Genomic DNA, 26,394 nt, shown 5'->3' with positions numbered 1-26,394 from the left:
TTTCGTTGTTTGACCGACCGGTCAATCAATAGTAGTCTTGATCCAGATCAAAAGACAAGCTTTTTTCACTTGCCCTTTTTCTGCACCATCGACATACGAAGCACCCCGCACGGACCCGTCCGGCGGCCCCAAAAAATCTGAGGAGACAAGGCATGACCCATCCGCTGTTCGAGAAGCACAAGGCCACCCTGGACGCAGCCATCGCCGCCATTCACGGTCGCGGTTACTGGACGCCCTTTCCCGAAATGCCCAGCCCCAAGGTCTATGGCGAAAGTGCAGCAGACGATGGCAAGAAGGCGTTTGAGGCCCGCCTCGGCAAGGAATTCGCGCTCGATCAGCCGGGCCAGACCGGCTGGGCCGCCACCGAACGGTCGCCCTACGGCATCGCGCTCGATGTGCGCTATCCCGTGTGCGAGCCCGAGGCCCTGATTGCCGCCGCGCAGAGCGCAATGGAAGGCTGGCGCAAGGTCGGCGCTGAAGGCCGCGTCGGCATCTGCCTCGAAATCCTCGACCGCCTCAACAAGCGCAGCTTCGAGATCGCCCACGCGGTGATGATGACCACCGGTCAGGGCTGGATGATGGCCTTCCAGGCCGGCGGCCCGCATGCGCAGGATCGCGGCCTGGAAGCCGTTGCCTACGCATGGGACGAGATGAGCCGGGTGCCGGCCGAAACCATCTGGGAAAAGCCGCAGGGCAAGAACCCGCCGCTGAAGATGAAGAAGCACTACGAGATCGTCGGTCGCGGCGTCGGTCTGGTCGTCGGCTGCGGCACCTTCCCGACCTGGAACACCTACCCCGGCCTGTTCGCCACGCTGGTCACCGGCAACCCGGTCATCATCAAGGCCCACAGCAACTCCATCCTGCCGGCAGCGATGACGGTGAAGATCGCACGTGAAGTGCTGAGCGAAGCCGGCCTCGACCCCAACCTGGTGTCGCTGGCCGTGGTCGAGAAGCGCACCGCCACCCAGGCGCTCGCCACCCATCCGGCGGTGAAGTCGATCGACTTCACCGGCAGTAACGTCTTCGGCCAGTGGCTGATCGACAACGCCCGCCAGGCCCAGGTGTATGCCGAACTGGCCGGCGTGAACAACGTCGTCATCGAATCCACCGACAGCTACAAGGCGATGATGCGCAACCTCGCCTTCACCCTGAGCCTGTATTCGGGCCAGATGTGCACCACCACCCAGGCCATCCTGGTGCCGGCCGGTGGCATCGACACCGACCAGGGTCACAAGTCCTTCGACGAAGTCGCCGCCGATCTCGGCGCCGCCATCGACAAGTTCCTCACCGACCCGGCCGTGGCCACCGCGGTGCTCGGCGCCATCCAGTCCGAAGCCACCCTCGGCCGCATCGCCGAAGCCGGCGAATACGGCAAGGTGGTGCTGGCTTCCAAGAAGGTCGAGCATCCCGACTTCCCGCAGGCCGAAGTCCGCACCCCGGTGCTGCTCACCTGCGACGCGGCCGACGAAAAGAGCTACATGGAAGAGCGCTTCGGCCCGGTCAGCTTCGTGGTCAGGGTCGCCGACGGCGCTGCAGCCGTCGCCCTGTCGGAACGCATCGTCAAGGAACACGGCGCGCTCACCGTTGGCCTGTACTCAAGCAAACAGGACGTCATCGACGCCATGACCGACGCCAGCCTGCGTGCCGGCGTGGCCCTGTCGATCAACCTCACCGGCGGCGTATTCGTGAACCAGTCCTCGGCCTTCTCCGACTACCACGGCGTAGGCATGAACCCGGCTGCCAACGCGAGCTACTCCGACAGCGCCTTCGTCGCCAACCGTTTCCGCGTCGTACAACGCCGCTACCACGTAGAGTAAAACCACGGCGAACTGGGTCAGAGCCTTCAGCAATTCAGGCTTTTCGCTTTTGCCCAGATCACGAGCCCACGCTCACGGCGCCCAGCCGTGGCGCGGGCGGCCCGGCGGCAACTTCTGTCGTGCCGAGCGGAGGACCTGCGCAGGGGAAACAAGGCGATGCATGTCTGAGTCCGGCGCAGCCGGGCGAGTTTGCATCGCCTCCCCTGCGCAGGTTCGCAGCGAGGGCAGCCGAAGGCCACGACAGCAGGCGCCGACGGACCGCCCGCGCCGCGGTTGGGCGCCAGGCACGAACCAGAATACGCAACAATCCAGCACTGCCGCATAGAAGAGCAGAAGACGAGACCAGGAGACACCCAATGCCCTGCTACGAAATCGACGGTCTCAAACCCGTCATCCACCCCACCGCCTTCGTCCATCCCGATGCCGTACTGATCGGTGACGTCATCGTCGGCCCGCGCTGCTATGTCGCCCCGCTCGCCTCGCTGCGCGGCGACTTCGGCCGCATCGTGCTGGAAGAAGGCAGCAACATCCAGGACACCTGTGTCATGCACGGCTTCCCCGGCACCGACACCGTGATCGAAGTCGATGGCCACGTCGGCCACGGCGCAGTGCTGCATGGCTGCCGTGTCGGTCGCAACGCCCTGATCGGCATGAATGCCGTCATCATGGACAACGCCAGCATCGGCGAATCGAGCATCGTCGCCGCCTGCGCCTTCGTCAAAGCCGGCATGGAAATCCCCGCAGGGAAACTCATCGCCGGCATGCCCGCCAAGATCATGCGTGATCTGTCGGAGCAGGAAATGAACTGGAAAGTCGACGGCACCCGCTGCTATCAGGACCTGACCGTGCGCAGCCTCGCCACACTCAAGCCCTGCGAGCCGCTCACCGAGATGGAAGCCGGGCGCAAGCGCTTCGAGTTCGAGGGCGTCGTTCCCCTCATCGACGCCAAGAAAGGCAGCTGAAGGCCGCCACAAAGGCGGCTGTACCCGACTATGCTTAGTTCAGCAGGCGGGCCGACCGACCTCGGCCGCCCGCCTCGCCCCGCACACGGGAGCTGCGCATGGACGGGATTTTCATCAGCTATCGCCGCGAGGACTCATCGGGTTACGCAGGCCGCCTCTATGACCGGCTCGCGGCCCGCTTCGGGCGTGAGCGCGTGTTCATGGATGTCGAAGGCATCGACCCCGGCACCGACTTCATCGACGCCATCGACAGCGCGGTCGCCTCATGCACCGTCCTGCTCGTGCTCATCGGCCCCAAATGGCTGGGTGAGGACATCGGCAACGACAAACGCCGCATCGACGACCCCCACGACTTCGTCCGCCTCGAGACCGCCGCCGCACTGAGACGCAAGATCCGCGTACTGCCGGTACTGGTCAATGATGCGGAAATGCCCGGCGAAGATGCGCTCCCACCCGACCTCAAGGCACTCGCACGACGCCAGGCCATCGAGATCAACCACAAGCAGTGGGATGCATCGACCGGCGAAGTCCTGAAGGCACTCGATCGCATCTTCGGTACCGACAAGCCGCGCTGGCGCCTGCCGGCGATCATCGGAGCGACCTGCGTCGCGCTCGCAGCGGGTGGCTGGCTGTCATGGCAGAAGCTGGCGATTGACGACACCACACGCCCGCCAAGCAGCGTCCGCGAACCGGGGGAGGCTCTCACCGATCACCCCACCCCCACCCTGCTCGCCGCAGCGGAACCGCCTGTACCTGCGCCCCCGGCAGCCACCACCGACGGGGCCAGCGCGGGCGTACAGCCACCAGCGGAAGCCCCCACCGAGCCGGTGGCCGCTGCACCGGTCGCCGCACCGCCAGCCGCAGCTGCTGCCCCGGCCCCCGCAGCCCCCGTAGCCCCTGCTACACCCGCTGCACCCGCCGCACCCACCCCCGCAGCAAAGCCCCGCGAAACCACCGCGCCGCCAAAGCAGCCTGCACCCAGGCCTGCGCAAGCCACCAGGCCCGCCGTCACGATCAAGCCAAAGCCCGAAGCTGCCGCGCCCCAGCCTGCGATCGTCACCCGGCCTGAAGCAGCGCCGAAACCGGCACCTGCGCGCCCGGCGCCGGACGCCGTCGACAGCCGCCTGCCGCGCGCGGGCGAAAGCTGGGTCTATCGCACACGCGGGCTATGGGCAACCAGCCCGAAACGCACCGTCGTCGTCACCGTGAGCGCGCAGGACGGCACCGCAGTCACCGAACGCATGCAGGACACCGAGCCATCCCCCGGCCCTGCCGGCAGTCAGGTCAGGTGGCGCGGCAGCGAAGCACACATTGCCCATGCCGGCGGTCTCGGCAGCGAGTTCAGTCCCTTCATCGGCGCCTTCACCGAGCTGCGGGAGGATATGTCGTGGCGCGGCATTCCGACCCCCGATCTCGATGGCAACTGGGGCGGCTGGTACGGCACAGGCGAAGTGATCGGACGTGAAACCGTCCGCGTACCGGCCGGCAGCTTCGACGCCTGGAAGGTCGAAGTCTGGAGCACCCGCCACGCCACCGGAGGTCAGACCATCGCCGGCCTCGAACCGGTGCGGATTCACTTCCTGATCTGGTATGCCCCGGGCGAGAAACGCTACGTGAAGATGCAGCGCACACTGATCTCCGCACTTAGCCGCGATCTGGAGAAGGACACGATTGAACTGGTCAGCAGGGCACCATGAGCATACGCTTGCAGGAGATTGTCACCAAAACAGAGCCTATGACTTTAGAACGAGAAGTACGCAGCGCGACAGTGCTGCAGTCCACCGGCAACCTGTTTGCCGACCTTGGTACCCCCGAAGGTGGTGAGAAGTTTCTGCCGCTGCTGCAGACTGAAACCACCTGCGTCGAACGCATCGTCTCCCACGGCAGTGCGAGCCCACCCGGCTTCTGGTACGACCAGCCCGACGACGAATGGGTCATGATCGTGACCGGTAGCGCGGAGCTCGCTTTCGATGACGACAGCCGCATGTCCATGCGACCGGGTGACTGGGTGACCATCCCCGCCCACTGCCGCCATCGCGTCGAATCCACTGCACCCGACACCGTCTGGCTCGCCGTTCATGTCCGCCACCTGCCCGCAACGGTGTCCTGCGCCTGAGGCTGGGCCGCACCGGCTCCCCGCCGCGACGCAGGCCTGATCCGCCTTCAGTGCTGCGGACCGAGTTCGCTGAGCGAGAGCTCCCACCGGCTCAGGGCATGGCGCAGCAAGGTCTGCTCAGGTTGCGTAATCCGCCCGTCCGCCTTCGACAGCACCAGCATGGCCTGGCAGGTAAGAGCCCGCAGGGACGGATCGGTGACGCGATCGAGCATGTGCTCGACCTGTTCGAGGTCCAGCAGGCGCATGGCCTCTGCACTGCCGCCACGCGCCAGCAACTGCTGGCAGTGATCGATGACGGCCTGAATCAGCACGTCACGGGGAATCCCGAGCAGCGCGGCGATATCGTGCCTGTCGAGCGCCTCCACCTCGCGGTTGGCGAGCTCTCCGTCCGAGATCAGGGTCAGCGCGACCAGACGTGCGGCAATCGTGCGTTGTTCGTTCAGCGGGATATTCATCGAAAGTATCTCCATTAAATGGCGGACGGTTCGACCCCGCCCCCGTGCGCCGGGTTCAACGCGTCCATTTACATCCCCAGGAACAAGGACATGTGGCGTAAGGCACGGGTCGATGCATGCCGACACATGTATAATTCGCGGGCTTTTTGTCAGGCGAACAGTTTCCCGCACGGGCCGCCTGTCGCGCGACACATCATGAGCCTCGGCCACCCCTGTCAACATTCGGTCCGTCCGACCTCCTGCACCAGAACCACCATGTCCGCCTCAGGCCCCGCTCCCGGCTTCCGCCCGTTTCTCCGTCACCTCGCCCTGAGTGCATGCGTGCTGGTGCTGGGCGCCTGCGCCACTGCGCCACAGCGCCCGCCAGATCTTCAGCGCGGCGACTTCCGCTATGCAATCGAGCGCGCCCGCTGGCTGATCGAGCAGGAGATGGCGGACAACAGGGTCACCGGACTCTCCATCGCACTGGTCGACGACCAGCGCGTGGTCTGGTCCGAGGGCTTCGGCTACGAAGACGCCGAGCGCGGGATCGCCGCCACGCCGGACACCCCTTACCGGCTCGGGTCGATCGCCAAGGTGCTCACGGCAACCGCAGCCATGCAGCTTGCAGAAGAGGGCCGCATCGACATCGACCGCCCGCTGCAGGACGCGCTGCCCGCGTTTTCGGTGCGATCGCGCTTCGACAAAGCGGCGCCGATCACCCCCCGCAACGTCATGCATCACCACTCCGGCCTGCCCGCCAACCACCTGAGCGGCATGCTGACCACCTCGGCACCTGCGCCCTTCACCAGCCTGGTGGAGGCGGTGCGCAACGAATACGTCGCCTATCCGCCCGAATTCATCTTCGGCTACTCCAACCTCGCGGTCAGCCTGCTGGGCGCAGCAATCGAGCATACCGCCGGCATCCCCTTCAGTGAGCATCTGCAACAGCGCCTGTTGAACCCGCTGGGCATGGTGAATACGCGCTTCGAGTCGAAGCCCGCGCTCAAGGTCTACAACCGGGACGAGGAGATCGACGCACTGGCGCTGCGCGACCTGCCCTCCGGCGGCCTGGTATCGAACGTCGACGACATGAGCCGCTTCATGCGCTGGGTGTTTGCCGACGGCCGTGCCGGCGGGCAGCAGTTGCTCGGCGCCGACAGCCTTGCCGAAATGCTGCGCCCGCAGAACGCGCATGTTCAGCTCGACATGGGCTTTCGCGTCGGGCTGGGCTGGCTGCTGTCGGGCATCGAGATCCGCAACGCGGGCACCGTTGCCAGTCACGGCGGCACCCTGCTCGACTCCCACAGCATGATGGTGGTGCTGCCCGAGCACAAACTCGGCATCATCGTCGCCTCCAATTCGGCCACCTCGCAGGGCGTGGTCAAGACCGTCGCCACCGAGGCACTGAAGCTGGCCCTCGAGGCCAAGGCCGGCATCGTTCAGCCCGAGCCGGTGCTGGCCCCCAGCGCCGACGTGGCCCTGCCACCGGAACAGCTCGCACGCTACTCGGCGTGGTACGACTCGATGGTTGGGCTGGTCAGGGTGCGGCCTGGTGACGATGCGCTCGACGCCAGCGTGATGGGCCATACGCTGCAACTGAAGCCGCGTCCGGCCGGGCAGTTCGGTCTGCGCTACAAGCTGTTCGGCATGATCCCGGTCCAGGTCAGCGCCTTCGACGGCATCCGCATCTCGATGAAGAGGGTGGCAGACCACGACGTGCTGGTGGGACATTTCGGCGACGACACCATGCTCGTCGGCGAGCGCCTGAAGCCCGCCCCCGTGCCGCAGCGTCTGCTCGACTATGTCGGCGAATACCGCATCGTCGGCCAGAAGCTGGGAATCATGCCCGACCGCCTCGCCCTGCGCCTCGAGGACGGCTTGCTGGTTGGTGAGTGCAGCTTCTCCGAGCTTCCCGGTTTCGTGCTGCGTATCGGTCTCAACCCGATCTCGGACACCGAACTGCTGGTTTCGGGGCTTGGCACCGGCAAGGGCGAAACCATCCTCGCCACCAGCGCGGGCAAGGAGAAGGTGCTGCTGTTCTCCGGTCTCGAACTGCACAAGATCACCAACTGACCGGCCCTGCCAGTGAAGAACGTTCTCGTTGTCCATTATTCGCAGAGCGGCCAGCTGTCGGATGTCGTGTCCGCGATGCTGCGCCCGCTCGAGGACGCCGGCATCCGGGTGCACCAGGAAGTCCTGCGCCCGCAGACGCCCTTCCCCTTCCCGTGGCCCTTCTTCCGCTTCCTCGACGCCTTTCCCGAGTCGGTGCGCCTCGATCCGCGGCCGAATCTGCCGCTGACGGTGGCGCCGGACACCGATTTCGACCTCGTGATCCTGGCCTGGCAGGTGTGGTACCTGTCGCCCTCGCAGCCGGTCACCGCCTTCCTGCAAAGCGACGAAGGCAAGCGCCTGCTGGCGGGAAAGCCGGTGGTCAGCGTGGTCGCCTGCCGCAACATGTGGATGACGGCCTACGACAAGCTCGTGACGCTGCTCGGTGCTGCCAGCGCACGCCTCACGGATCACGTCGCCTTCACCGACAACGCCCACCCGCTGGCAACCTTCATCACCACGCCGCGCTGGATGTTCACCGGCCGCCGCGACCGTTTCCTCGGCCTGCCCGCTGCCGGGGTCACGCCAGCCGAGGCTGCTGCAGCGGCACGCTTCGGCCATGCGCTGGTCACGGCGCTGGCGCGGGACGAGGAGCGCAGCGGTGCCCCGATGCTCACCGGCCTGCGCGCCGTCAGCGTCAATCCGCGCCTGGTGGTCAGCGAACGCGCCGGGCAACGCGCCTTTCGCGTGTGGTCCGGCTTCGTGCGCCTGTTCGGCAAACCCGGGCAACTGCGCCGGGTGCCGGCGCTCGCGCTGTTTGTGACCTACCTCATCGTCCTGATTATTACGGTGGTACCCTTGAGCCTTGTGCTGCAGCGCAGCTTCGCACCCCTGCTCCGGAACCGCCTCGATGCGCTGCGCGCGCGCTACGAACAGCCCTCCGGTTCGGGCAACGCACGCATGACAGAACATGACTGAACCCCGCTCCGTATATATCACCGCCACGGCCACCTGCCTGCCCAATGCCCCTGTCGACAACGAGGCCATCGAGTCGGTACTTGGCCGCATCGGCGAACGGCCTTCGCGTGCCCGCCGCATCGTGCTGCGCAACAACGGCATCCGCCAGCGCCACTACGCCATCGACCCCGCGACCGGCGCAGCCACCCACAGCAACGCCGGCATGACGGCCGAGGCCATTCGCGGACTGGCGACAGCGGGATTTGCGCTCGACGACATCGAATGCCTTGCCACCGGCACCTCGTTGCCCGACCAGATCATGCCCAATCACGGCGTGATGGTGCACGGCGAACTCGGCAACCCCGCATGTGAAGTCGTCAGCACCGCAGGCATCTGCCTGGCCGGACTCACCGCGCTCAAGTACGGCTGGCTGTCGGTGCTCGCCGGCAACACGCGCAACGCCGTCACCACCGGCTCCGACCGCCCCTCGGCGGTGCTGCGCGGGAGCAGTTTCGAGGCCGAGAACGAGCACCGCGTGGCCGCGCTCGAACGTCACCCCGAGATCGCATTCGAAAAGGATTTCCTGCGCTGGATGCTGTCCGACGGCGCCGGCGCCTTCCTGCTGCAGGATGCACCGCGCACCGGTGCACGCGCGCTGCGCATCGACTGGATCGAGCTCTCGTCGCAGGCCCACGCCCAGCCGGTGTGCATGTATGCCGGCGGCGAGCGCGACGACGACGGCAGGCTGCAGGGCTGGGCCGGGTACGCGCCCGAGGCCTGGGGCAGGGAGTCGATCTTCGCCATCAAGCAGGATGTGCGTCTGCTCAACGAGCAGGTGGTCGCAAGCACGCTCGAAGCGCCGCTGCGCCGGCTGATCGAGCGTCGCCAGCTCCGCGCCGACCGGATCGACTGGTTCCTGCCGCATATGTCCTCGCACTATTTCCGCGACCAGATCGCCGACTGCCTGCGCGGGCTCGGCCTGCCGATCGCCCCCGAGCGCTGGTTCACCAACCTCGCGACCCGCGGCAACACCGGCGCGGCGTCGATCTACATCATGATCGACGAACTGCTGCGCAGCGGCCGCCTGAGCGAAGGTGAGCGCCTGCTGTGCTTCGTACCCGAAAGCGGCCGCTTCTCCAGCGGTTTCATGCACCTGACCGTGGTCTGACGATGGACGCAAACGAAGTTCCACAGGAAGGCAATGCCACCCTCGGCGGCCACCGCAAGGCCATGTACGCGCGCGGCGCCGACGGCCGCATCGGCATCGTGCCCTCGAGCGGCTGGGAGGCCGAGGAGATCGTCACCCTGCAGGCGGTGGAAGACCTCGACCGTCTTGCGGCGGACGCGCGCAAGCGGGCACGTGCAGGCAGCACGTCGCCGCTTGAGTACCACATGTACAAGGCACGCATGGATCTCACCCTGCTGTCCCAGATCAGCGGCATCTGGGCATGGCGGGTGCGCCGTCACCTGCGCCCGGACATCTTCGCCCGTCTGCGTCCTGCCCTGCTCGCACGCTACGCCGAGGCGCTGGGCATCAGCGTCGACGAGCTCAAGCGGGTGGATTGAATGCAGGACACCCAAAACACATTCAGCCACCAGCATGCCTCGCACTGCGAGAGCGGCGTGATGTCGGCCATCGTGCGCCACTACGGCCTGCCCCTGTCCGAGCCGATGGCGCTTGGCCTGTCGTCGGCCGTGTCCTTCGCCTATCTGCCCTTCATCAAGCTCGGCGGGCTGCCGCTGGTGGCCTACCGCATGCCGCCGCGCGCGATCATCCGCGGCCTGCAGAAACCGCTCGGCATCCGCATGCGCACCGAAACCTTCCGCTCCAGCGCACGCGGCGAAGCACGGCTCAACAGCCTGCTCGACGAGGGCAAGGTGGTCGGCCTGCAGACCTCGGTGTTCTGGTTGCCGTATTTCCCCGGCGACATGCGTTTTCACTTCAACGCCCACAACGTGCTCGCCTATGGCCGCGACAGCGCCAGCGGCGAATACCTGCTGTCCGACCCTGTGTTCGAAGAGCCGATGCGCTGCGCACCGGCCGACCTCGCCCGTGCGCGCTTCGCCCGCGGCGTGCTCGCGCCCAAGGGCCTGCTCTACTACCCGGAAACACGCCCCAGCGAGCCCGACTGGCGCAAGGCGGTTCCTGCAGCCATCCGCAAGACGGTGCGCATCATGCTGCGCGCGCCGATTCCGCTGATCGGCATTCGCGGCATGGAGCGGGTGGCGCGCGCCGTCGAGCGCCTGCCCGCGACTGGCGATCTGCAGAAATCCAAGCTCTTCGTCGGCCACCTGGTGCGGATGCAGGAGGAAATCGGCACCGGTGGCGGCGGTTTCCGCTACATGTACGCCTCCTTCCTCGAAGAAGCCGCCAGCCTCGCGGCGCGTCCGGCGCTGGCCGAACTCGCCGGCGAACTGGTCGAGATCGGCGACGGCTGGCGCGAGTTCGCGCTCGCCACCGCGCGCATGATCCGCGACCGCGACCCCTTCGATCCGGCCCGTCTGGCCGCCCTGCTGCGCCAGCAGGCGGCCCGCGAAAAGACCTTCTTCGGCAGTCTCGACCGCGCCATCCAATGATCGCCATCGAGCGCATCAGTCATCGCTATCGCAGCGCCAGCACGGCTGCCCTCGATGCCATCACGCTCGATGTCGGACGCGGCAGTCTGTTCGGCCTGCTCGGCCCCAACGGCGCGGGCAAGACCACGCTGATCTCGCTCATCGCCGGCCTCATCGCCCCGCAGCAGGGGCAGATCAGGGTCAGCGCTCAGACGCTGTCCGACTTCCGCCGCGCCCGCCCCAATGCGATTGCCCTGGTACCGCAGGACTACGCCTTCTACCCGATGCTGACGGTCGCCGAGAACCTCGCCTTCTTTGCCGGCGTGCAGGGGCTGGACCGGCAGCAGCAGAAAGCCCGCAGCAGCGAGGCCATCCGTTTCGCCCGACTCGAGAGCGTCGCCAGACAGCTTGCTGGCGAACTCTCCGGCGGCTTGCGCCGGCGGCTGAACCTTGCCATCGGCCTGCTCGGCGACCCCGCGCTGCTGCTGCTGGACGAGCCCACCGTCGGTGTCGATCCACAGTCACGCCACTTTCTGCTCGACGCCATCCGCGACCTGCGCGACGCCGGCAAGACGGTGATCTACACCAGCCATTACATGGATGAGGTCGAAGCCATCTGCGACCGTATCGCCATCATCGACCACGGCCGGGTGCTCGCCAGCGGCACGCTGGCCGAGGTGCTCGGTGCCGGCGAGTCGCAACTGCTGCTCCGCCTCGACCGCGATCTGCCACAGCCGCTCCTCCGGCGTTGGGAGGCAGCGCATACGGTCACGACGCAGGGCGCGAACAGCATCTGCCTGACCCCCGTCCCTGCCGCCGCGCTGCCGCAGATCCTGCAGGATCTCGCCGCGCACGGACTCACGCCGCTGGCCCTGAACCACGGCCAGCAGAACCTCGAGCAGGTCTTCATGCACCTGACCCGGCGTTCGCTGCGGGACTGAACAATGACTGCAGCCCGCACCCTGATCCGGCTCGCCGCCCTGTGGCGCAAGGAAGCGCTTGCGCTGCTGCGCGATCGTCACGGGCTGGCCGCCCTGTTCCTGATGCCGGCCATCTTCATCCTGGTGATGTCGATGGCACTGCGCGACGCCTTCGTACCCGGCGTACCCGCCGATCTGGGCTACGCCATCGTCGACCTCGACCGCAGCGAAGCCTCACAGGCGCTGGAGGGACAACTCGCCGGAATCGATCTGCTGCGCGAGTTCGGCACCCTGGACAGCGAGCAGACCGGGCGCGAAGCGGTGGCGGACGGTCGGATTGCCTTCGTACTCGTGGTGCCGCAAGGCTTTGAACACGCGCTTGGCAGCGCCGCCAGCGCAGGCCCTGACGCGGCGGGCGTGCGCCTGCTCGCCGACCCCACGGTGCCACTGGCCGTGCGCAACGGCTTTCGCCAGCAGGTTGAAGCCGAACTCACCCGCCTGCAACTGAGCACCCTGCTCGCGCGCATCGGGCGCAGCCTGTTGATCCCCGAACTGCGCGACGTGGCGGGCAAGGCACCGCCCCTGCCGGTCGTGGTCGAAGCGGTTCGCAGGCCCACGCTTGTCGACGGGTCGGAAAGCGCCGCCACCCTGCCTTCATCGGTGCAGCAGAACGTGCCGGCATGGCTGATCTTCTCGATGTTCTTCGTCGTGGTGCCGATCTCTGCCGTCTTCATCGCCGAGCGCCAGCACGGTACGCTGCAGCGCCTGGCCACGCAGCAGGTGTCCTTCGGCCTGATCCTCGCCGGCAAGCTGCTGCCCTTCTTTGTCGTCAATCAGGTGCAGGCAGTGCTGATGGTGCTGGTCGGACGCTATCTCGTACCGCTCGCCGGCGGCGAAGCCCTCACCCTGCCCACGGGCGCCGCCTCGCTGCTCGCGCTGTGGCTGATGAGCGCAGCGGTCAGCGTCGCCGCCGTGGCCTGGGCCCTGCTGATTGCCAGCAGCGCGCGCAGCACCGAGCAGGCCACCGTGATCGGCGGTGTCGGCAACATCCTGATGGGTGCGATCGGCGGCATCATGGTGCCGAAATTCGTCATGCCGTCCGGCATGCAGCCCCTGACCGACCTGTCGCCGATGGCATGGGCGCTGGACGGCTTTCACCGCGTGATGTTGCGCGGCGGCGCCATCGCCGACATCCTCGGCCCCGCCGCCGCACTGCTATCCTTCGGCCTCGCGGCGCTGGCCGTCGCGATCCTGCTGAACCGGCGCGCCCTGCGCGCGCTCCGCTGACGAGCCAAGATGAACGATCTCAAACATGCGATCAAGCAGCTGATCGTCGATGCCTGCGACAAGGACTGCGACCCGGCGTCGATCACCGACGACGAAATCCTGTTCGGGCCCGAAGCACCGCTGGCGCTGGATTCGCTCGACGCCCTGCAGCTGTCGATGGCCATCCAGAAGAAATATGGCCTGCGCCTGACCGACAGCAAGGAGACACGCCGCATCCTCTCCAGCGTCAGCAACCTGGCCGAACAGCTCGACGCCTTCATCGCCAGTCGCCCATGACGCGGACGGTGCGGATAGCCGCCGTCGCACACTGCTCGACGCTGGGTCAGCGCGCGCACGAGGCCGCCGCCGCACTCGCGCGCCCGGCCTGCGCCCCCGGCGAACGCAAGGTGCTCGGCGAAGCCTGGCCCTGGTTCGCGATGGCGGTGGATGACGCCGACTGGAGCACCCGCGCACGCACCGCCATCACCCGCGTTGGGAGCGATCTTGCGCAAGCCCTGCCGGCAGCGGACTGGGCCGGCACGCCATTGTTCGTCGCCTCGTCCTCGCTGCAGATGGGCGCGCTCGAGCACGCTGCGCGCGCGCGAGGCGCAATCGACATGCCGGCCGATGCCGCGGCCTTCCCGCAACAGGTCGCCGACTGGCTCGGCATTGCGGGCACGCCATGGACCGTGTCCACCACCTGCACCTCGGGCTTCGCCGCGATCGATGCCGCAGCCAGCCTGATTCGCCAGGGCGTGATCGACCGCGCCCTCGTCATCGGTATCGAGCTGGCCAACGACACCACGCTGGCAGGCTTTGCCGGACTCGGCCTGCTCGCGCGCCAGGCGGGCGAAAAGGGCCTGGTGCTCGGCGAAGCGGTGGCCGGCGTGCTGTTGAGCGCGAACGCAGACAGCGGCTGGGAGCTTGCCGCCTGCCGCCTTGGCGTCGATGGTCATTCGCCCACCGGCCCCGCGCCCGACGGCCGGGTGATTCGCGCCACCATGGATGCGGCGCTGGCCGATGCCGGACTGCGCGCCGACGACATCGACCTGCTCAAGCTGCACGGCGGCGATCTCGCCGCCACCGCCGAGGCCGAAAGCTGCGCAGTGAGCGCGGTGTTCGGCGACGCCCGCCCGGCCACCATCAGCTTCAAGCACCGTCTCGGGCACACGCTGGGCGCAAGCGGCGTGGCCGAGCTCAGCCTGCTGCTGGCGGTGCAGGATGGCCAGGCGCAGCCGCCCCGGCACATCCTGCTCAATCTCGTCGGCTTCGGCGGCAGCATTGGCGCCCTCGTGCTCAGGGCGTCGCCAGCCGCCCGGTCGGCGCAGACGAAAGAACCGTGCACGGATGAGGGCACACGGCCCATCGCCGCACACGAATGCGCCCGCATCGCGCTCGCACTCGACAGCGCCGAACTGAGCGCGCGTGCGCGCGCCGTTGCCGCTGCGATCTCCGCACCGCCGCTGCGCCGCGCCGGCGCGCTCGCCGAACTGTGCCTCGCAGGGGTCGATGCCTGCGCCACACCGGATGAGCATGCCGGCTCCACCGCGATCCTCGTCGCCTCGCGCAGCGGCCCGCGCCAGGCCTTTGCGCGCGTGCTCGAAGACCTGTGCCTGCGCAGCGAAGCGCCCATGCCCTTCGATTTTCTCGCCACACAGGCGGTACTCGCCGCCCTGCCTGTGCAGAAGCGCCTGCCCGGACTGGACGCCTTCTATTACCTGCCCGGCACGGACGACAGCGCCCTGCTGTGGCAGCGCATGGCGCAGCTCGCCAGTGCCTGGCTTGCCTGTGGCCGCCATCGCCATGTACTGATCGGCATCGTGGAACCGGGGGCGACGCAGCATCGCTGCGAATGGCGTCGCCTCGGCGGCTGAAACCACGCTTTCGCGCGGCCTGCAGTGATCAGGCCCTGCCTAGACGGATGAATTGATTGCATATTTTTCCAGCGCGGGGACATATAACCCTTATCTGAACACTGGAAATGCCGCACAATCCGGGTAGAACAAGCCTGCCTTCGGGCACCGCCAACACAGAGAGCTCCGAACATGCGCGTAACCCTCGTTCATCCCGCCGGGTTCAACTTCGTGCCCGGGCAGCCCGATTTCTCGGTCCTCGCCAATCGCATGGCGCCGATCGGCATCCTGCAACTGGCTTCGTGGCTGGAGAAACACGGCCACCCCACCCAGCTCCACGACTGCCTCGGGCCTTACGCCCCCCCGTCGCTGGAAGCCAACATCGAGCAGATTCTCGCCACAAAGCCTGAACTGGTCGGCTTTTCCGCAACCACCTCGGGTTTCATGGATGCGGTCGACATGGCCGCCGAGATCAAGCGCAGGCATCCGCACATCAAGACCTTTTTCGGCAACGTCCATGCCTCGTCAGTGGGCGGACCGCTGCTCGACCACTTCCCCGAGATCGACTATCTGTGCATCGGCGAGGGCGAAGGCGCCATTCTGGATGTGGCCGAAGGCATGGCCGACAAGGACATCGCCAACATCATCTACCGTGACGGCGGCGGCAACATCGTGATCAACCCGCGTCGTGCGCGCATCCTCGACCTCGACGAACTGCCCTTTCCCGCCTACGAGAAGCTCGCCGGCTTCCCGCATGGCTACCACCTGCCGCTGTTCTCCTACGAGAAGCGCTGGGGCGCGACCATGATCACCTCGCGCGGCTGCCCCTACACCTGCTCGTTCTGCGACCGCACGGTGTATGAGCGCCTGTACAAGTACAACTCGGCGCAGTACGTGCACGACCACATCCGCCACCTGCGCGACAACTTCGGCGTGCATCACATCAACATCTACGACGACCTGTTCACCGCACACAAGAAGCGCATCCACGAACTGTGCGAACTGCTCATCTCCCAGCCGCTCGGCGTGGATTTCAACTGTGCGATCCGCACCGGCCACACCTCGGACGAAATGCTCGCCCTGCTCAAGCGCGCTGGCGCGCTGATGGTGTCGATGGGCATCGAATCGGCCGATCCGGCGATGATGGAAAGACACAAGACCGGCGTCACCCTGGACGCGGTCAGGAAGACCGTCGAGCAGATCCATGCCGCCGGCTTGCGCGCCAAGGGCCTGTTCATCTTCGGCCTGCCGGGCGAAACGCCCGAAACCCTGAAGGCGACCAGCGACTTCATCCTCTCGCTCGATCTCGACGAGATGAACATGACCAAGTTCAGCCCGATGTACGGCGCACCGATCTGGGACGAATGCGTGTCCGGCGCCGAGGGCGAGTTCGACGAGGACTGGCGCCTGATGAACTGCCTCAACTTCGTGTTCAAGCCCAAGGGCTTCGAATCGCGCGAAGAAATGGACGCGCTCTACAACTGGCATGTGCGCCGCTACTACGACAGCAAGCCCTACCGTCGCCGCTTCTCGAAGAAGCTGTGGCAGCACCGCTGGAGCCTGTGGCACGTGGTACGCCACCTGCCGCAGATCATCCAGGCTGCACGCTACTTCAGCGCCGGCAAGGCCGAACTCGAAGCCGCCAAGCACAGCTTTGCACCCCACCCGCGCCAGCCACGCGGCCTGTCGCCCTTCCTCAGCCCGGAACTGCAGGCCGATGCGATTGCCGCGATGTCGCCGGTCAAGGTGTCGCGCAAGCCCAGGCCACAGCTTCCACCCTCAGCCGGCCGCATCATCGAGATCGCACAGTCGGCCTGAGTCCGGGTGGAAACATCAGGTAAATCCGGGCCTTGCCCCCTGTCACTGGCGCCACAAAAAAGCGAAAATTCACCCTTGGCGCCAGACGCCAGTTAACATTCCGCCTTTGCACCCGTCGCGACCCGACGGCCAGCCCGCGCGCAGGCCATCACGAAGCGCGCCGGGACCGAACGTTTCTGCCAGTTGATCCATAATGACCGAGACCACACCCTCCTCCGCTGATGCTGCACTGCTGACCGAAGTCGCGGAGCTGATCGTTTCTTCCCTCAACCTCGAGATCGCCGCCGGCGAGATCGAAGCCGATGCGCCGCTGTATGGCGAAGGGCTGGGGCTGGATTCGATCGACATCCTTGAAGTCGCCCTGGTCGTATCCAAGCGCTTCGGCTTCTCGCTGCGCGCCGACAACGAGGACAACCTGAAGATCTTCTCTTCGCTGCGCAGCCTGGCCGATTACATCGCTGCCCACCGGGTATCCTGATGACCCGCGGCATGCGCCTCGGCCGCACCCTGCTGCTGGCCGTCGCGTTCGGCGCCTATCTGCTGCTCGCCCACCTCACCACCGCACCCGACCAGCCCAGCACGCTTGGCGCCCTGGTGGCCGTTGTGCCCTACATGGCGATCGCCTTCGGGCTGGCAGTGCGCAGCAAGCATCGTGCACTTGCGCTGATGCTGTGGACCGCCGTTGTGGTGCTGCTGTGGCGCGCCTGGCCACTGGTCGAGTCGCGCTTCGAATGGATCTATTTCATCCAGCACTTCGGCGCCTTCTCGCTGCTGGCAATCGGCTTTGGGCGCAGCCTGTCCGATGGCGCCGAGCCGATGATCACCCGCTTCGCACGCATCGTCCACGGCAGTGAGCTGGCACCGGCGCTGCTGCGCTACACCCGGCGTGCCACGCTGGCGTGGACCCTGTTCTTCGTCGCCATTGCGGCGACATCCACGCTGCTGTTCTTTGCCGGCTCGATGCAGGCCTGGTCGCTGCTGATCAACCTGCTGACCCCGATCCTCGTCGCCGCAATGTTCGTCGTCGAGTTTGCAGTGCGCATGGCCGTGCTCCCGCCCGCCCTGCGCACCGGCCTTGCCGACTCGGTACGCGCCTTCATCCATGCCTCGCGTGGTGTCACGCCACCTGCAGCCTGAGCTCAACCCGTGTCCAGCTTCCCCCTCGTTTCGCACACCGACCCGGATGCCGTCGTCGCCCGCCGCCATGGCGAAGCGATCAGCCTGCGCCGCTTTCTGGCCGACATCGAGCGGGTTGCCGCAGTGCTGCCCGACTGCGGTCACATCCTCAACGTATGCACCGACCGCTACCGCTTCGCCGTGGGCCTTGCCGCCAGCATGATCTCCGGCAGGGTCAGCCTGCTGCCGTCGACCTACACGCCTGAAACCCTGCGCCATCTCGCCGCGTTCGCGCCCGACTGCCAGATTCTGACCGATGGCGACCCCGCGCAGCTGTCGCTGCCGACGGTGCGCTTCCCCGCCCTGTGCGAGGCGCATGACGTGCCCGCCACGATGCCTGCCATCCCCCGGCTCGATGCCGCACAACTGGTGGCCTGGGTATTCACCTCCGGCTCCACCGGCACGCCGGTGCCGCACCGCAAGACCTGGGGGCGGCTGGTAATCAACGTCCGCGCCGAGGGCGTCGCGCTCGGGCTCGATCCGGCGCGGCCCGCCACGCTGATTGGCACGGTGCCGCCGCAGCACATGTACGGGTTCGAATCCACCGTGCTGGTGGCCTGGCAGAGCGGCGCCGCGTTCGACGCCGGCCGCCCCTTCTACCCGGCCGACATCGCTGCGGCCCTGGCCAGCACACCGGCGCCGGCCGCCCTGATCACCACGCCCTTCCATCTGCGTACCCTGCTCGACGAAGGCATCGCCCTGACACCGGTCGCACTGGTCGTCTCCGCAACCGCCCCGCTGCCACTGGAGCTGGCCCAGGCGGCAGAAGAACGCCTGCAGGCGCCGCTGCTCGAGATCTACGGTTCCACCGAAACCGGCCAGATCGCCACACGGCGCAGCGCTCAGACCGAGCAATGGACGCTGTTTCCCGATATCCGGCTCGAGGACCGCGAGGGTCAGACCTGGGCAGACGGGGGCCACATCGAGCTCGCGGTGCCGATGTCCGACGTCATCGAGCAGGCCGGCAACGGTCGATTCCTGCTCAGGGGGCGGAACGCCGACCTCATCAACATCGCCGGCAAGCGCACCTCGCTCGGTTACCTCAACCAGCAACTGCTGGGCGTGAGCGGTGTGCGCGACGGCGGCTTTCACCTGCCAGACGGCGAACGCGATGGTCACATCACCCGCCTCGCCGCCTTCGTCGTCGCACCCGGAGTCGACCCGGCAAGCCTGCGCGCCGCCCTGCGCGAGCGCATCGACCCGGCCTTCATGCCGCGTCCGCTGATCTTTCTCGATGCCCTGCCGCGCAACGCCACCGGCAAGCTGCCGCGCGACACCTGTGAAGCCCTGCTGCAGGCGCACCGCGCCAGCCGGGAGCAAAGCGCATGAGCCCCGGACGCTGCGCGCTGAACATCGCCCCCGACCACCCCGCCTTTGCCGGCCATTTCCCCGGACAGCCCATCGTGCCCGGCGTGGTGCTGCTCGACGAGGCCGCCTGCGCGCTGGCGCGTGCGCTGCAGCTCGACCGCCCGCTGTGGCAGGTCGGAAACGTCAAGTTCATCCGCCCGGTGGGTCCCGGCGAGGCCGTGTTCCTGAACTGGAAGGCACCTGCAGCGAGCGGCGCCATTGCCTTTGCCATCGACACGACGGACGGTCAGGCGGTGGCCAGCGGCAGCTTCACCCCTGCGCCCCGCCCCGCAGCAGACCGATGAGCGCGCGACCGACCTCCGAGCGCGCGGCAAGTGTGCCCGCCAGCGCCGAGTGGGCGAGACAGCCCGAGCGCAGCAACATGGCCATGCTGCGCCTGATGGCCTGGCTGTCGCTGCGCCTGGGACGTCCCGCAGGGCGCGTCGTGCTGCACCTGATCGCCGCCTACTTCTTTCTCTTCGCCCCGTCCGCACGGCGGGCCTCACGCGCCTACCTGCCGCGTGCGCTCGGTCGCCCGGCACGCATCGGCGACGGCTACCGTCAGGTGTTCAGCTTCGCGGCGACAATTCACGACCGCGTTTACCTGCTGAAGGACCGCTTCGACCTGTTCGACATCCGCATCGAGGGCGAAGCATTGATCCGCGACCAGATCGCCAGCGGCGAAGGTGCGCTGCTGTTCGGCGCTCACGTGGGCAGCTTCGAGGTGATTCGCGCAATCGGCCGCACCCAGCCCGGGCTCAAGGTCGCGCTGGCGATGTTCGAGGACAATGCGCGCCGGATCAACACCCTGCTTGCCGCACTCAACCCCTCCGCCAGCCCCGAGGTGATTGCGCTGGGCAAGCTCGACGCCATGCTCAGGATTCACGCCCGGATCGAGGACGGCGCACTGGTGGGCGTGCTCGCTGACCGCAGCCTGGGTGACGAACTGCGCAGACCGGTTAAACTGCTCGGGACCGCTGCCGATCTGCCGGTCGGCCCGTTCCGGATGGCGGCCATGCTCGGCGCCCGCATCATCTTCATGGCCGGCCTGTATCACGGTGGCAACCGCTACACGATCCGTTTCGAACCGATCGCCGATTTCAGCGCGGTCGGACGTCACGACCGCGAAGCTGCCATCGATGCCGCCATGCAGGCCTACGCTGCGGCGCTCGAACGCTGCTGCCATGATGCGCCTTCAAACTGGTTCAACTTCTTTGATTTCTGGAACGACTTCGGTCCGACCGGATCCGCTCAATCACGATGACCGTCCGCCTGTTTGCACTCCTGATCGGACTCCTTGCCGGCCCCGCCCATGCCGCGGGCTGGGATGTCGCCGAGCTGATGAAGACCCTCGCGGCCAACGGCGGCGGGCGGGTGCGCTTCGTCGAGACGCGCCACCTGGCCATCCTCGACCAGCCCCTGAGCACGACCGGCGAACTGGTCTACCGCGCGCCGGCCAGGCTCGAGCGCCACACCGAAACGCCGGTGCGCGAGTCCATGGTCCTCGATGGCGACACCCTGACCCTCACCCGCGACGGCAAGACCCACAGCCTGCGCCTGCGCGACTACCCGGAAATCGCCGCGCTGATCGCGAGCATTCGCGCCACGCTGGCCGGTGACCGCAAGACGCTCGAGCGCAGCTATGCCTTGTCGCTGTCGGGCAATGCCACGCAGTGGGCGCTCGATCTGCTGCCGTCCGATCCGGCGGTGGCGAAGGTGGTGTTGCGCATCAGCATCAGCGGCAGCCGGGGCGAAGTGCGCGCTGTCGACATTCTCCAGGCCGATGGCGATCGCTCGGAGATGCGTATCGAGCCGGTACCGCGATGAGCATGCGCCCGCGCCTGTCCGCCTTCCTGATGTGGCTGGCCATTGTCGGCGTGCTGGCCACGATCGTTGCCCGCGCCAGCTTCACCGCCGACATGTCGGTGTTCCTGCCCCGCAGCCCGACCCCGGAACAGCAGCTGCTCGTCGACCAGCTGCGCGACGGCATGGTGTCGCGGATGACCCTGATCGGCCTGTCAGGCGGCAGCATCTCCAGGCGCAGCGAGGTGTCGCGCAGGATGGCCGCCGCCCTGCGCGCCGACGAGCGCTTCGCCGCGGTCAACAATGGCGAAGCGGTACACCTTGAGGCCGACCGGCGCTGGCTGTTCGAGAATCGCTACGCCCTCAGCAGCGCGATCACCCCGGAACGGTTCAGCGTCGACGGCCTGCGCAGCGCACTGCAGGATTCGATAAACCTGCTCGCCTCCCCCGCAGGGCTGCTCGCCAAACCCCTGCTCGCCCGCGACCCCACTGGCGAGCTCATGCAGTTGCTGAGCGCACTCGACAGCGCAGAGCAGCCGCGGCGCGATGGCGACGTGTGGATCTCGCGCAATGGCGACACCACCCTGCTGCTGGCGATGAGCCGCGCCTCCGGTTCCGACATCGACGCCCAGGAGGCTGCGATGAATGCCATCCGCGCCGCGTTCGACGAGGCCGTCAGCGAGTACGGCAACAACCGGAACGGCAACGCCATCCGCCTCGACATGACCGGGCCCGGCGTGTTCTCGGTGCAGTCGCGCACCACCATCAAGGATGAAGTCACCCGCATCGCCGCCATCGGCAGCAGCCTGATCATCGTCCTGCTGCTCATCATCTACCGCTCCGTGCCGGTGCTGCTGCTCGGCCTGCTGCCGGTGATCACCGGCACCCTGGCCGGCATCGCCGCGGTGAGCCTCGGCTTTGGCGTGGTGCACGGCCTTACCCTCGGCTTCGGCACCACCCTGATCGGCGAGGCGGTGGATTACGCCATCTATCTCTTCGTGCAGCGCGGGCAGCCGCGGGGCAGCAGGAACGGCTTCTGGCCCACCATCCGCCTCGGCCTGCTGACCTCGGCCTGCGGCTTCGTCGCCCTGCTGGCATCGGGCTTTCCCGGCCTCGCCCAGCTCGGCCTGTATTCCCTTGCCGGCCTCATCGCTGCGGCGCTGATGACCCGCTACCTGCTGCCGGCCATGCTGCCGGCCGACTTCAGTCTGCGCGACGTGAGCCCGCTCGGCCGGCGCCTCGCCGGACTGGTGTCGGCCGCCACCCGCCTGCGCTGGCTGGTGATCACGCTGGCCCTGAGCAGCCTGGCGCTGATCGCGATCCAGCGCCAGGCCATCTGGAACAGCGAATTGCTCGCACTGAGCCCGGTACCGATCGCCGACCAGGTGCTCGACCAGCGCCTGCGCAGCGAACTCGGCGCACCCGACGTGCGCTATCTGATCGTGGTCGACGGGCATGATGCCGAAGCCGCACTGCAGGCCGCCGAAGCACTGGCTCCGGCACTGAACCGACTGCAGGACGCAGGCCTCATCAGTGGCTGGGACAGCGCCACGCGCTACCTCCCCAGCCAGGCCACCCAGCGCGCCCGCATCAACAGCCTGCCGCTGCGCGATGCGCTTTCCGCCCGCCTGCAGGAGGCCAGCGCGGATCTGCCGCTGCGTGCAGAGCGCCTGCAACCCTTTCTCGATGAAGTGGAGGCCGCGCACCAGCGCCCGCTGCTGAACCGCGCCTCGATGGAGAGCACCTCGCTCGCGCTCGCCGTTGACGCCATGCTGATCGAAACCGACCACGGCGTACGTGCGCTGCTTCCGCTGCGCGCGCCGACCGAAGGCCGCCAGGCGGGGCTGATCGACGCCACGGCAGTCCGCGCCGAACTGGCCACCGCCCCCTCTCCGGCCGATGGTTCGCCGGCGCTCTTTCTCGATCTCAAGCACGAATCCGACACGCTCTACCGCGGCTATCTGGGCGAAGCCATCCAGCTCTCGCTCGGCGGCGTACTCGCGATCCTCGCCCTGCTGCTGGTCTTCCTGCGCAATCCGATGCGGGTCATCCGCGTCGCCCTGCCGCTGGCCGCCTCCATTCTGGTGGTGGTCGCGGCGCTGACGCTGGCCGGCAAGCAGCTCATCCTGCTGCATCTGGTCGGCCTGCTGCTGATCGTCGCGGTCGGCTCCAACTACGCCCTTTTCTTCGATCGCGGCGAAGGCGGCAACACCGCGCCCAGCCCGGCCACACTGGCGTCCCTGCTGTTTGCCAATCTCACGACGGTCGCCGGTTTCGGACTGCTGGCCTTTTCCGAGGTGCCGGTGCTGCAGGCCATCGGCATCACCGTCGGCCCGGGCGCCATCCTGGCCCTGGTGTTCTCGGCCATGCTCAGCCCGCGCCGCCCTCTGCCACCCGGCCCCTGAGCCCGCTGCGATGACGCTCAACACCCTGAGCCTGCCTGCCGCAGCCGGCGTCACGACGCCCACGCTGCTGGTCATGCTCGCAGGCGCCTACGACAAACCGGCAGACTTCATCGACGCCGGTTTCGGCGCGGCCCTGCACGCGAGCGGCCGGGCCATCGACCTGGTGCTGGTGGAAAGCGATCTGGCAGCGGTCTGCGACGGCAGCCTTGCCACCCGCGTCGAGGCCGAAATCATTGCGCCGCGGCGGGCGATGTATCCGCACATTCTCACCGGCGGAATCTCGATCGGCGGAATCACCGCGCTGATGCATGCCGATCTGCACCCCGGTGGCAGCGACGGACTGGTGCTGCTCGCGCCCTACCCCGGCAACCGCAGCATCACCCGCGAAATCGCCGCGGCCGGCGGCCTCTCAGCGTGGCAGGCCGACGACGGCCTCGCCGCCAACGACGAGCGCCGCGGCTGGCGCGCCTTGCGGGACGCGGCCCGCACCCGCACGCCACCGGTGTGGCTGGGCTATGGCAATGACGACCGCTTCTCCGGCGGACATGCGCTGATGGCCGCGGTGCTGCCAGCAGCGCAGACCTGTCGTATTGCCGGAGGCCACGACTGGCCGACCTGGCTTCAACTGTGGCAATCCTATCTCTCGTTCCATCCGCTTCAAGCACCCTGACGCAATGCCCACTCCCACCCTGCTGCGCCCGGCAAGCCTTGTACTGCTTGCCTTTCTCATGCTGTCCTGCGTGTTGCCGGCATTCGCCGATGCACCGCCCCAGCGCCCCCGCATCGGCCTCGCCCTGTCCGGCGGCGGCGCCCGCGGTGCCGCCCACATCGGCGTGCTGCAGGTGCTCGAAGCCCTGCGCATTCCGGTCGATTGCATCACCGGCACCAGCATGGGCTCCATCGTCGGCGGCGCCTATGCCGCGGGCCTGTCCGCAGACGATCTCGAAGCGGCTGTCGTCGCCACCGACTGGGACGACGTGTTCAACGACAAGCCGCCGCGCCGGGAGCAGTCGATCAGGCGCAAGGCCGATGCGCTGAAGGGCCTGAGCGAAGTCGAACTGGGACTCAAGGCGAATGGCATTGCCGCGGCCCGTGGGCTGGTCAGCGGCGTCGAGATCGAGAGTTTCCTGCGCCGCCTCACCCGTCCGGTGGCCGACGTGGAGCGCTTTGCCGATCTGCCGATTCCGTTCAAGGCCGTCGCCACCGACATCGAGACCGGCGACGCCGTCATCCTCGAACACGGCAGCCTGCCGCAGGCGATGCGGGCCAGCATGGCGATTCCGGGCGTGATGGCACCGGTCGAGCTCGACGGCAAGCTGCTGGTCGACGGCGGCATCGCCAACAACCTGCCCATCGGCCTGGTCCGCCAGACCTGCGCCGACGTGGTGATTGCGGTCAATATCCAGTCGACCCTGCTCAAGCGCGAACAACTCAGCTCGGCCTTCTCCATCACCGGCCAGCTCATCAACCTGCTCGGCAAGAGCCGTGTCGACGCCGAACTCGCCACCCTTGGCGAAAACGACATCCTGATCGCCCCCGACCTGGGCGACATCACCTCGGGCAGTTTCGAGCGCCAGCCCGAGGCCATTGCGCGCGGGCGTGACGCGGCGCAGGCCCTTGCCGCCACCCTGCGGCGCTACAGCCTGCCCGAGGACGAATACCTCGCATTGCGCAGCAGCCAGACGCTGGCCAGCAACGGTCTGGGCAAGGTCGCACAGATCCGCTTCGAGGGCCTCAAGCGCACCAACGATTCCGTGCTGCGCGACCTGATGCACAGTGCGAGCGAGGACACCCTGTCCGAAGAAACCCTGGCCGCTGACATGCGCCGCATCTACGGGCGCGGCGACTTCGAAGGCATCGACTACCGCATCGCCCCGCAGGACGGCGTCCGCACGCTGATCGTGAGTCCGCGCGAGAAGAGCTGGGGCCCGGACTACCTCGGCTTCGGCCTTGGCGTGGCCTCGGACTTCACCGGCGACTCCCAGTACAACCTGATCGTGCAGCACCGCAAGACCTGGATCAATCCGCTTGGCGCGGAATGGGCCACCGAACTCAAGATCGGCTGGCGCAACCGCATCAGCTCCGAGTTCTACCAGCCGCTCGACGCCGCCGGACGCGCCTTCGTCCAGCCTTACGTGTCAGCGGAGACCTACAAGCAGAGCCTGTACGTGAACAGCGAGCGCATCGCGACCTACGCCTTTGAGCAGGGCACGGTGGGGATGGACCTGGGCTACAACTTCGGCACCGTCGGCATGCTGCGGGCCGGCCCGGTGTGGCGCAAGGGCAGCTACACCCGCGACACCGGCACGGCGCTGGTCGCCGGAGGCGACTACGAAACCACCGGCCTGCAGGTCCGCCTGCTGGTGGACCAGCTCGACCGTGTGCGCCTTGCCAGCGAAGGCTACGCGCTCAGTCTCACCGCCATCAAGGCGCGCCAGCGCGACGGCACAAAGCTCGACTACTCGCTGCTTGAAGGTCACGGCCAGGTGTTTCTCAATCAGGGCCCGCATACGCTGGGCATCAGTGCCGAGGCCGGCACCAGCTTCGACAACGGCCTGCCAGGACAGGACCTGTTCCAGCTCGGCGGGCCGCTGCGCCTGTCGGGCTATCGCTTCGGGGAGTTTCTCGGGGCGCAGTACGATTTTGTTCGCCTCGAATACCGCAACCGCGCCATCCGGCTGCCGGCCATCCTCGGCTCCGGCGTCTTCCTCGGCGGCAGCCTCGAGAGCGGACGCATGGACAAGCTGCTCAACGCCAGCGAGAGCTCGGGCCGGCGCTACTCGACCTCGGTCTTCCTTTCGGCCAACACCGCGCTTGGGCCGGCCTACCTGGGGTTCGGTGTGGGCGACAAGGGCAGCAAGACCCTGTTCCTGGTCATCGGCGTACCCTGAGCAATGCACTGCGCACAAGCG

At 67.4% G+C, this 26,394-nt stretch carries 24 protein-coding genes; 23 read left to right on the top strand and 1 reads right to left on the bottom strand.

Translation table 11 applies throughout. From position 1 onward, the window contains the following. Positions 1 to 152: 152 nt before the first annotated feature. The 4 genes from paaN (at position 153) to AC22G6_RS15810 (ending at position 4,895) form a co-directional block, all read left to right on the top strand. Positions 153 to 1,817: a phenylacetic acid degradation protein PaaN gene (paaN, locus tag AC22G6_RS15825; protein WP_487367550.1), complete on the top strand. Its 1,665-nt coding sequence runs from the start codon at positions 153 to 155 to the stop codon at positions 1,815 to 1,817. Between the two features lie 356 nt (positions 1,818 to 2,173). Beyond that, positions 2,174 to 2,779, top strand: coding sequence for a phenylacetic acid degradation protein PaaY (gene paaY, locus AC22G6_RS15820; RefSeq protein WP_487367549.1), 606 nt, complete (start codon positions 2,174 to 2,176; stop codon positions 2,777 to 2,779). Positions 2,780 to 2,877: 98 nt separating this feature from the next. Continuing rightward, positions 2,878 to 4,476: a toll/interleukin-1 receptor domain-containing protein gene (locus AC22G6_RS15815; RefSeq protein WP_487367548.1), complete on the top strand. Its 1,599-nt coding sequence runs from the start codon at positions 2,878 to 2,880 to the stop codon at positions 4,474 to 4,476. 38 nt (positions 4,477 to 4,514) lie between these two features. After that, complete coding sequence (locus tag AC22G6_RS15810; protein ID WP_487367547.1) at positions 4,515 to 4,895, top strand: cupin domain-containing protein; 381 nt, start codon at positions 4,515 to 4,517, stop codon at positions 4,893 to 4,895. Positions 4,896 to 4,942: 47 nt separating this feature from the next. Here the strand turns inward: AC22G6_RS15810 and AC22G6_RS15805 are convergent, their stop codons facing one another. Further along, on the bottom strand, positions 4,943 to 5,350 hold the full coding sequence (locus AC22G6_RS15805; RefSeq protein ID WP_487367546.1) for a hypothetical protein: 408 nt from the start codon (positions 5,348 to 5,350) through the stop codon (positions 4,943 to 4,945). A gap of 255 nt (positions 5,351 to 5,605) precedes the next feature. Here AC22G6_RS15805 and AC22G6_RS15800 point away from each other — a divergent pair, with 255 nt between their 5' ends. The 19 genes from AC22G6_RS15800 (at position 5,606) to AC22G6_RS15710 (ending at position 26,373) form a co-directional block, all read left to right on the top strand. Then, positions 5,606 to 7,405 (top strand): serine hydrolase domain-containing protein, encoded by a 1,800-nt coding sequence (locus AC22G6_RS15800; protein ID WP_487367545.1) that lies wholly within the window; start codon positions 5,606 to 5,608, stop codon positions 7,403 to 7,405. Between the two features lie 12 nt (positions 7,406 to 7,417). Then, the gene (locus tag AC22G6_RS15795; RefSeq protein WP_487367544.1) at positions 7,418 to 8,359 is read left to right on the top strand and encodes a dialkylresorcinol condensing enzyme; all 942 of its coding nucleotides are present in this window, start codon (positions 7,418 to 7,420) and stop codon (positions 8,357 to 8,359) included. Then, the gene (locus tag AC22G6_RS15790) at positions 8,352 to 9,506 is read left to right on the top strand and encodes a beta-ketoacyl-ACP synthase III (RefSeq protein ID WP_487367543.1); all 1,155 of its coding nucleotides are present in this window, start codon (positions 8,352 to 8,354) and stop codon (positions 9,504 to 9,506) included. Before AC22G6_RS15795 ends, AC22G6_RS15790 begins: the two co-directional genes overlap by 8 nt. Positions 9,507 to 9,508: 2 nt before the next feature. Beyond that, complete coding sequence (locus tag AC22G6_RS15785) at positions 9,509 to 9,904, top strand: DarG family dialkylresorcinol biosynthesis protein (protein WP_487367542.1); 396 nt, start codon at positions 9,509 to 9,511, stop codon at positions 9,902 to 9,904. Beyond that, on the top strand, positions 9,905 to 10,915 hold the full coding sequence (gene darH, locus AC22G6_RS15780; RefSeq protein ID WP_487367541.1) for a BtrH-related acyltransferase DarH: 1,011 nt from the start codon (positions 9,905 to 9,907) through the stop codon (positions 10,913 to 10,915). Continuing rightward, on the top strand, positions 10,912 to 11,835 hold the full coding sequence (locus AC22G6_RS15775) for an ABC transporter ATP-binding protein (protein WP_487367540.1): 924 nt from the start codon (positions 10,912 to 10,914) through the stop codon (positions 11,833 to 11,835). The genes darH and AC22G6_RS15775 overlap by 4 nt, the downstream gene beginning before the upstream one ends. 3 nt (positions 11,836 to 11,838) lie before the next feature. Beyond that, positions 11,839 to 13,101, top strand: coding sequence for an ABC transporter permease (locus AC22G6_RS15770; RefSeq protein ID WP_487367539.1), 1,263 nt, complete (start codon positions 11,839 to 11,841; stop codon positions 13,099 to 13,101). A 9-nt stretch (positions 13,102 to 13,110) separates the two neighbouring features. Further along, on the top strand, positions 13,111 to 13,377 hold the full coding sequence (locus AC22G6_RS15765) for a phosphopantetheine-binding protein (RefSeq protein ID WP_108950227.1): 267 nt from the start codon (positions 13,111 to 13,113) through the stop codon (positions 13,375 to 13,377). An 8-nt stretch (positions 13,378 to 13,385) separates the two neighbouring features. Continuing rightward, positions 13,386 to 14,954, top strand: coding sequence for a beta-ketoacyl synthase N-terminal-like domain-containing protein (locus tag AC22G6_RS15760; RefSeq protein ID WP_487367538.1), 1,569 nt, complete (start codon positions 13,386 to 13,388; stop codon positions 14,952 to 14,954). A gap of 171 nt (positions 14,955 to 15,125) precedes the next feature. Beyond that, positions 15,126 to 16,751: a B12-binding domain-containing radical SAM protein gene (locus AC22G6_RS15755; RefSeq protein WP_108950225.1), complete on the top strand. Its 1,626-nt coding sequence runs from the start codon at positions 15,126 to 15,128 to the stop codon at positions 16,749 to 16,751. Between the two features lie 193 nt (positions 16,752 to 16,944). After that, on the top strand, positions 16,945 to 17,229 hold the full coding sequence (locus tag AC22G6_RS15750) for a phosphopantetheine-binding protein (RefSeq protein WP_487367537.1): 285 nt from the start codon (positions 16,945 to 16,947) through the stop codon (positions 17,227 to 17,229). Further along, positions 17,229 to 17,888, top strand: a complete 660-nt coding sequence (locus tag AC22G6_RS15745) for a COG4648 family protein (protein ID WP_487367536.1) — start codon at positions 17,229 to 17,231, stop codon at positions 17,886 to 17,888. The genes AC22G6_RS15750 and AC22G6_RS15745 overlap by 1 nt, the downstream gene beginning before the upstream one ends. A 9-nt stretch (positions 17,889 to 17,897) precedes the next feature. After that, on the top strand, positions 17,898 to 19,256 hold the full coding sequence (locus tag AC22G6_RS15740; protein WP_487367535.1) for an AMP-binding protein: 1,359 nt from the start codon (positions 17,898 to 17,900) through the stop codon (positions 19,254 to 19,256). Further along, positions 19,253 to 19,579: an ApeI family dehydratase gene (locus tag AC22G6_RS15735; RefSeq protein ID WP_487367534.1), complete on the top strand. Its 327-nt coding sequence runs from the start codon at positions 19,253 to 19,255 to the stop codon at positions 19,577 to 19,579. The genes AC22G6_RS15740 and AC22G6_RS15735 overlap by 4 nt, the downstream gene beginning before the upstream one ends. Further along, positions 19,576 to 20,538: a lysophospholipid acyltransferase family protein gene (locus AC22G6_RS15730; protein WP_487367533.1), complete on the top strand. Its 963-nt coding sequence runs from the start codon at positions 19,576 to 19,578 to the stop codon at positions 20,536 to 20,538. The genes AC22G6_RS15735 and AC22G6_RS15730 overlap by 4 nt, the downstream gene beginning before the upstream one ends. After that, positions 20,535 to 21,101: a LolA-related protein gene (locus AC22G6_RS15725; protein WP_487367532.1), complete on the top strand. Its 567-nt coding sequence runs from the start codon at positions 20,535 to 20,537 to the stop codon at positions 21,099 to 21,101. The genes AC22G6_RS15730 and AC22G6_RS15725 overlap by 4 nt, the downstream gene beginning before the upstream one ends. Further along, the gene (locus tag AC22G6_RS15720; protein WP_487367531.1) at positions 21,098 to 23,482 is read left to right on the top strand and encodes an MMPL family transporter; all 2,385 of its coding nucleotides are present in this window, start codon (positions 21,098 to 21,100) and stop codon (positions 23,480 to 23,482) included. The genes AC22G6_RS15725 and AC22G6_RS15720 overlap by 4 nt, the downstream gene beginning before the upstream one ends. 10 nt (positions 23,483 to 23,492) lie before the next feature. After that, positions 23,493 to 24,152 carry an alpha/beta hydrolase gene (locus tag AC22G6_RS15715; protein WP_487367530.1) on the top strand — a complete coding sequence of 220 codons (660 nt, stop codon included), beginning with the start codon at positions 23,493 to 23,495 and terminating at the stop codon, positions 24,150 to 24,152. Between the two features lie 4 nt (positions 24,153 to 24,156). Beyond that, a complete protein-coding gene (locus AC22G6_RS15710) occupies positions 24,157 to 26,373 on the top strand; it encodes a patatin-like phospholipase family protein (RefSeq protein ID WP_487367529.1) in 2,217 nt (738 codons plus the stop codon). Positions 26,374 to 26,394: the final 21 nt, after the last annotated feature.

The sequence above is a fragment of the Parazoarcus sp. PS-13 R2A genome (assembly GCF_057621855.1).
The sequence above is the reverse complement of the archived record's forward strand: the minus strand, read 5'-3'. Positions and strand labels throughout refer to the sequence as shown.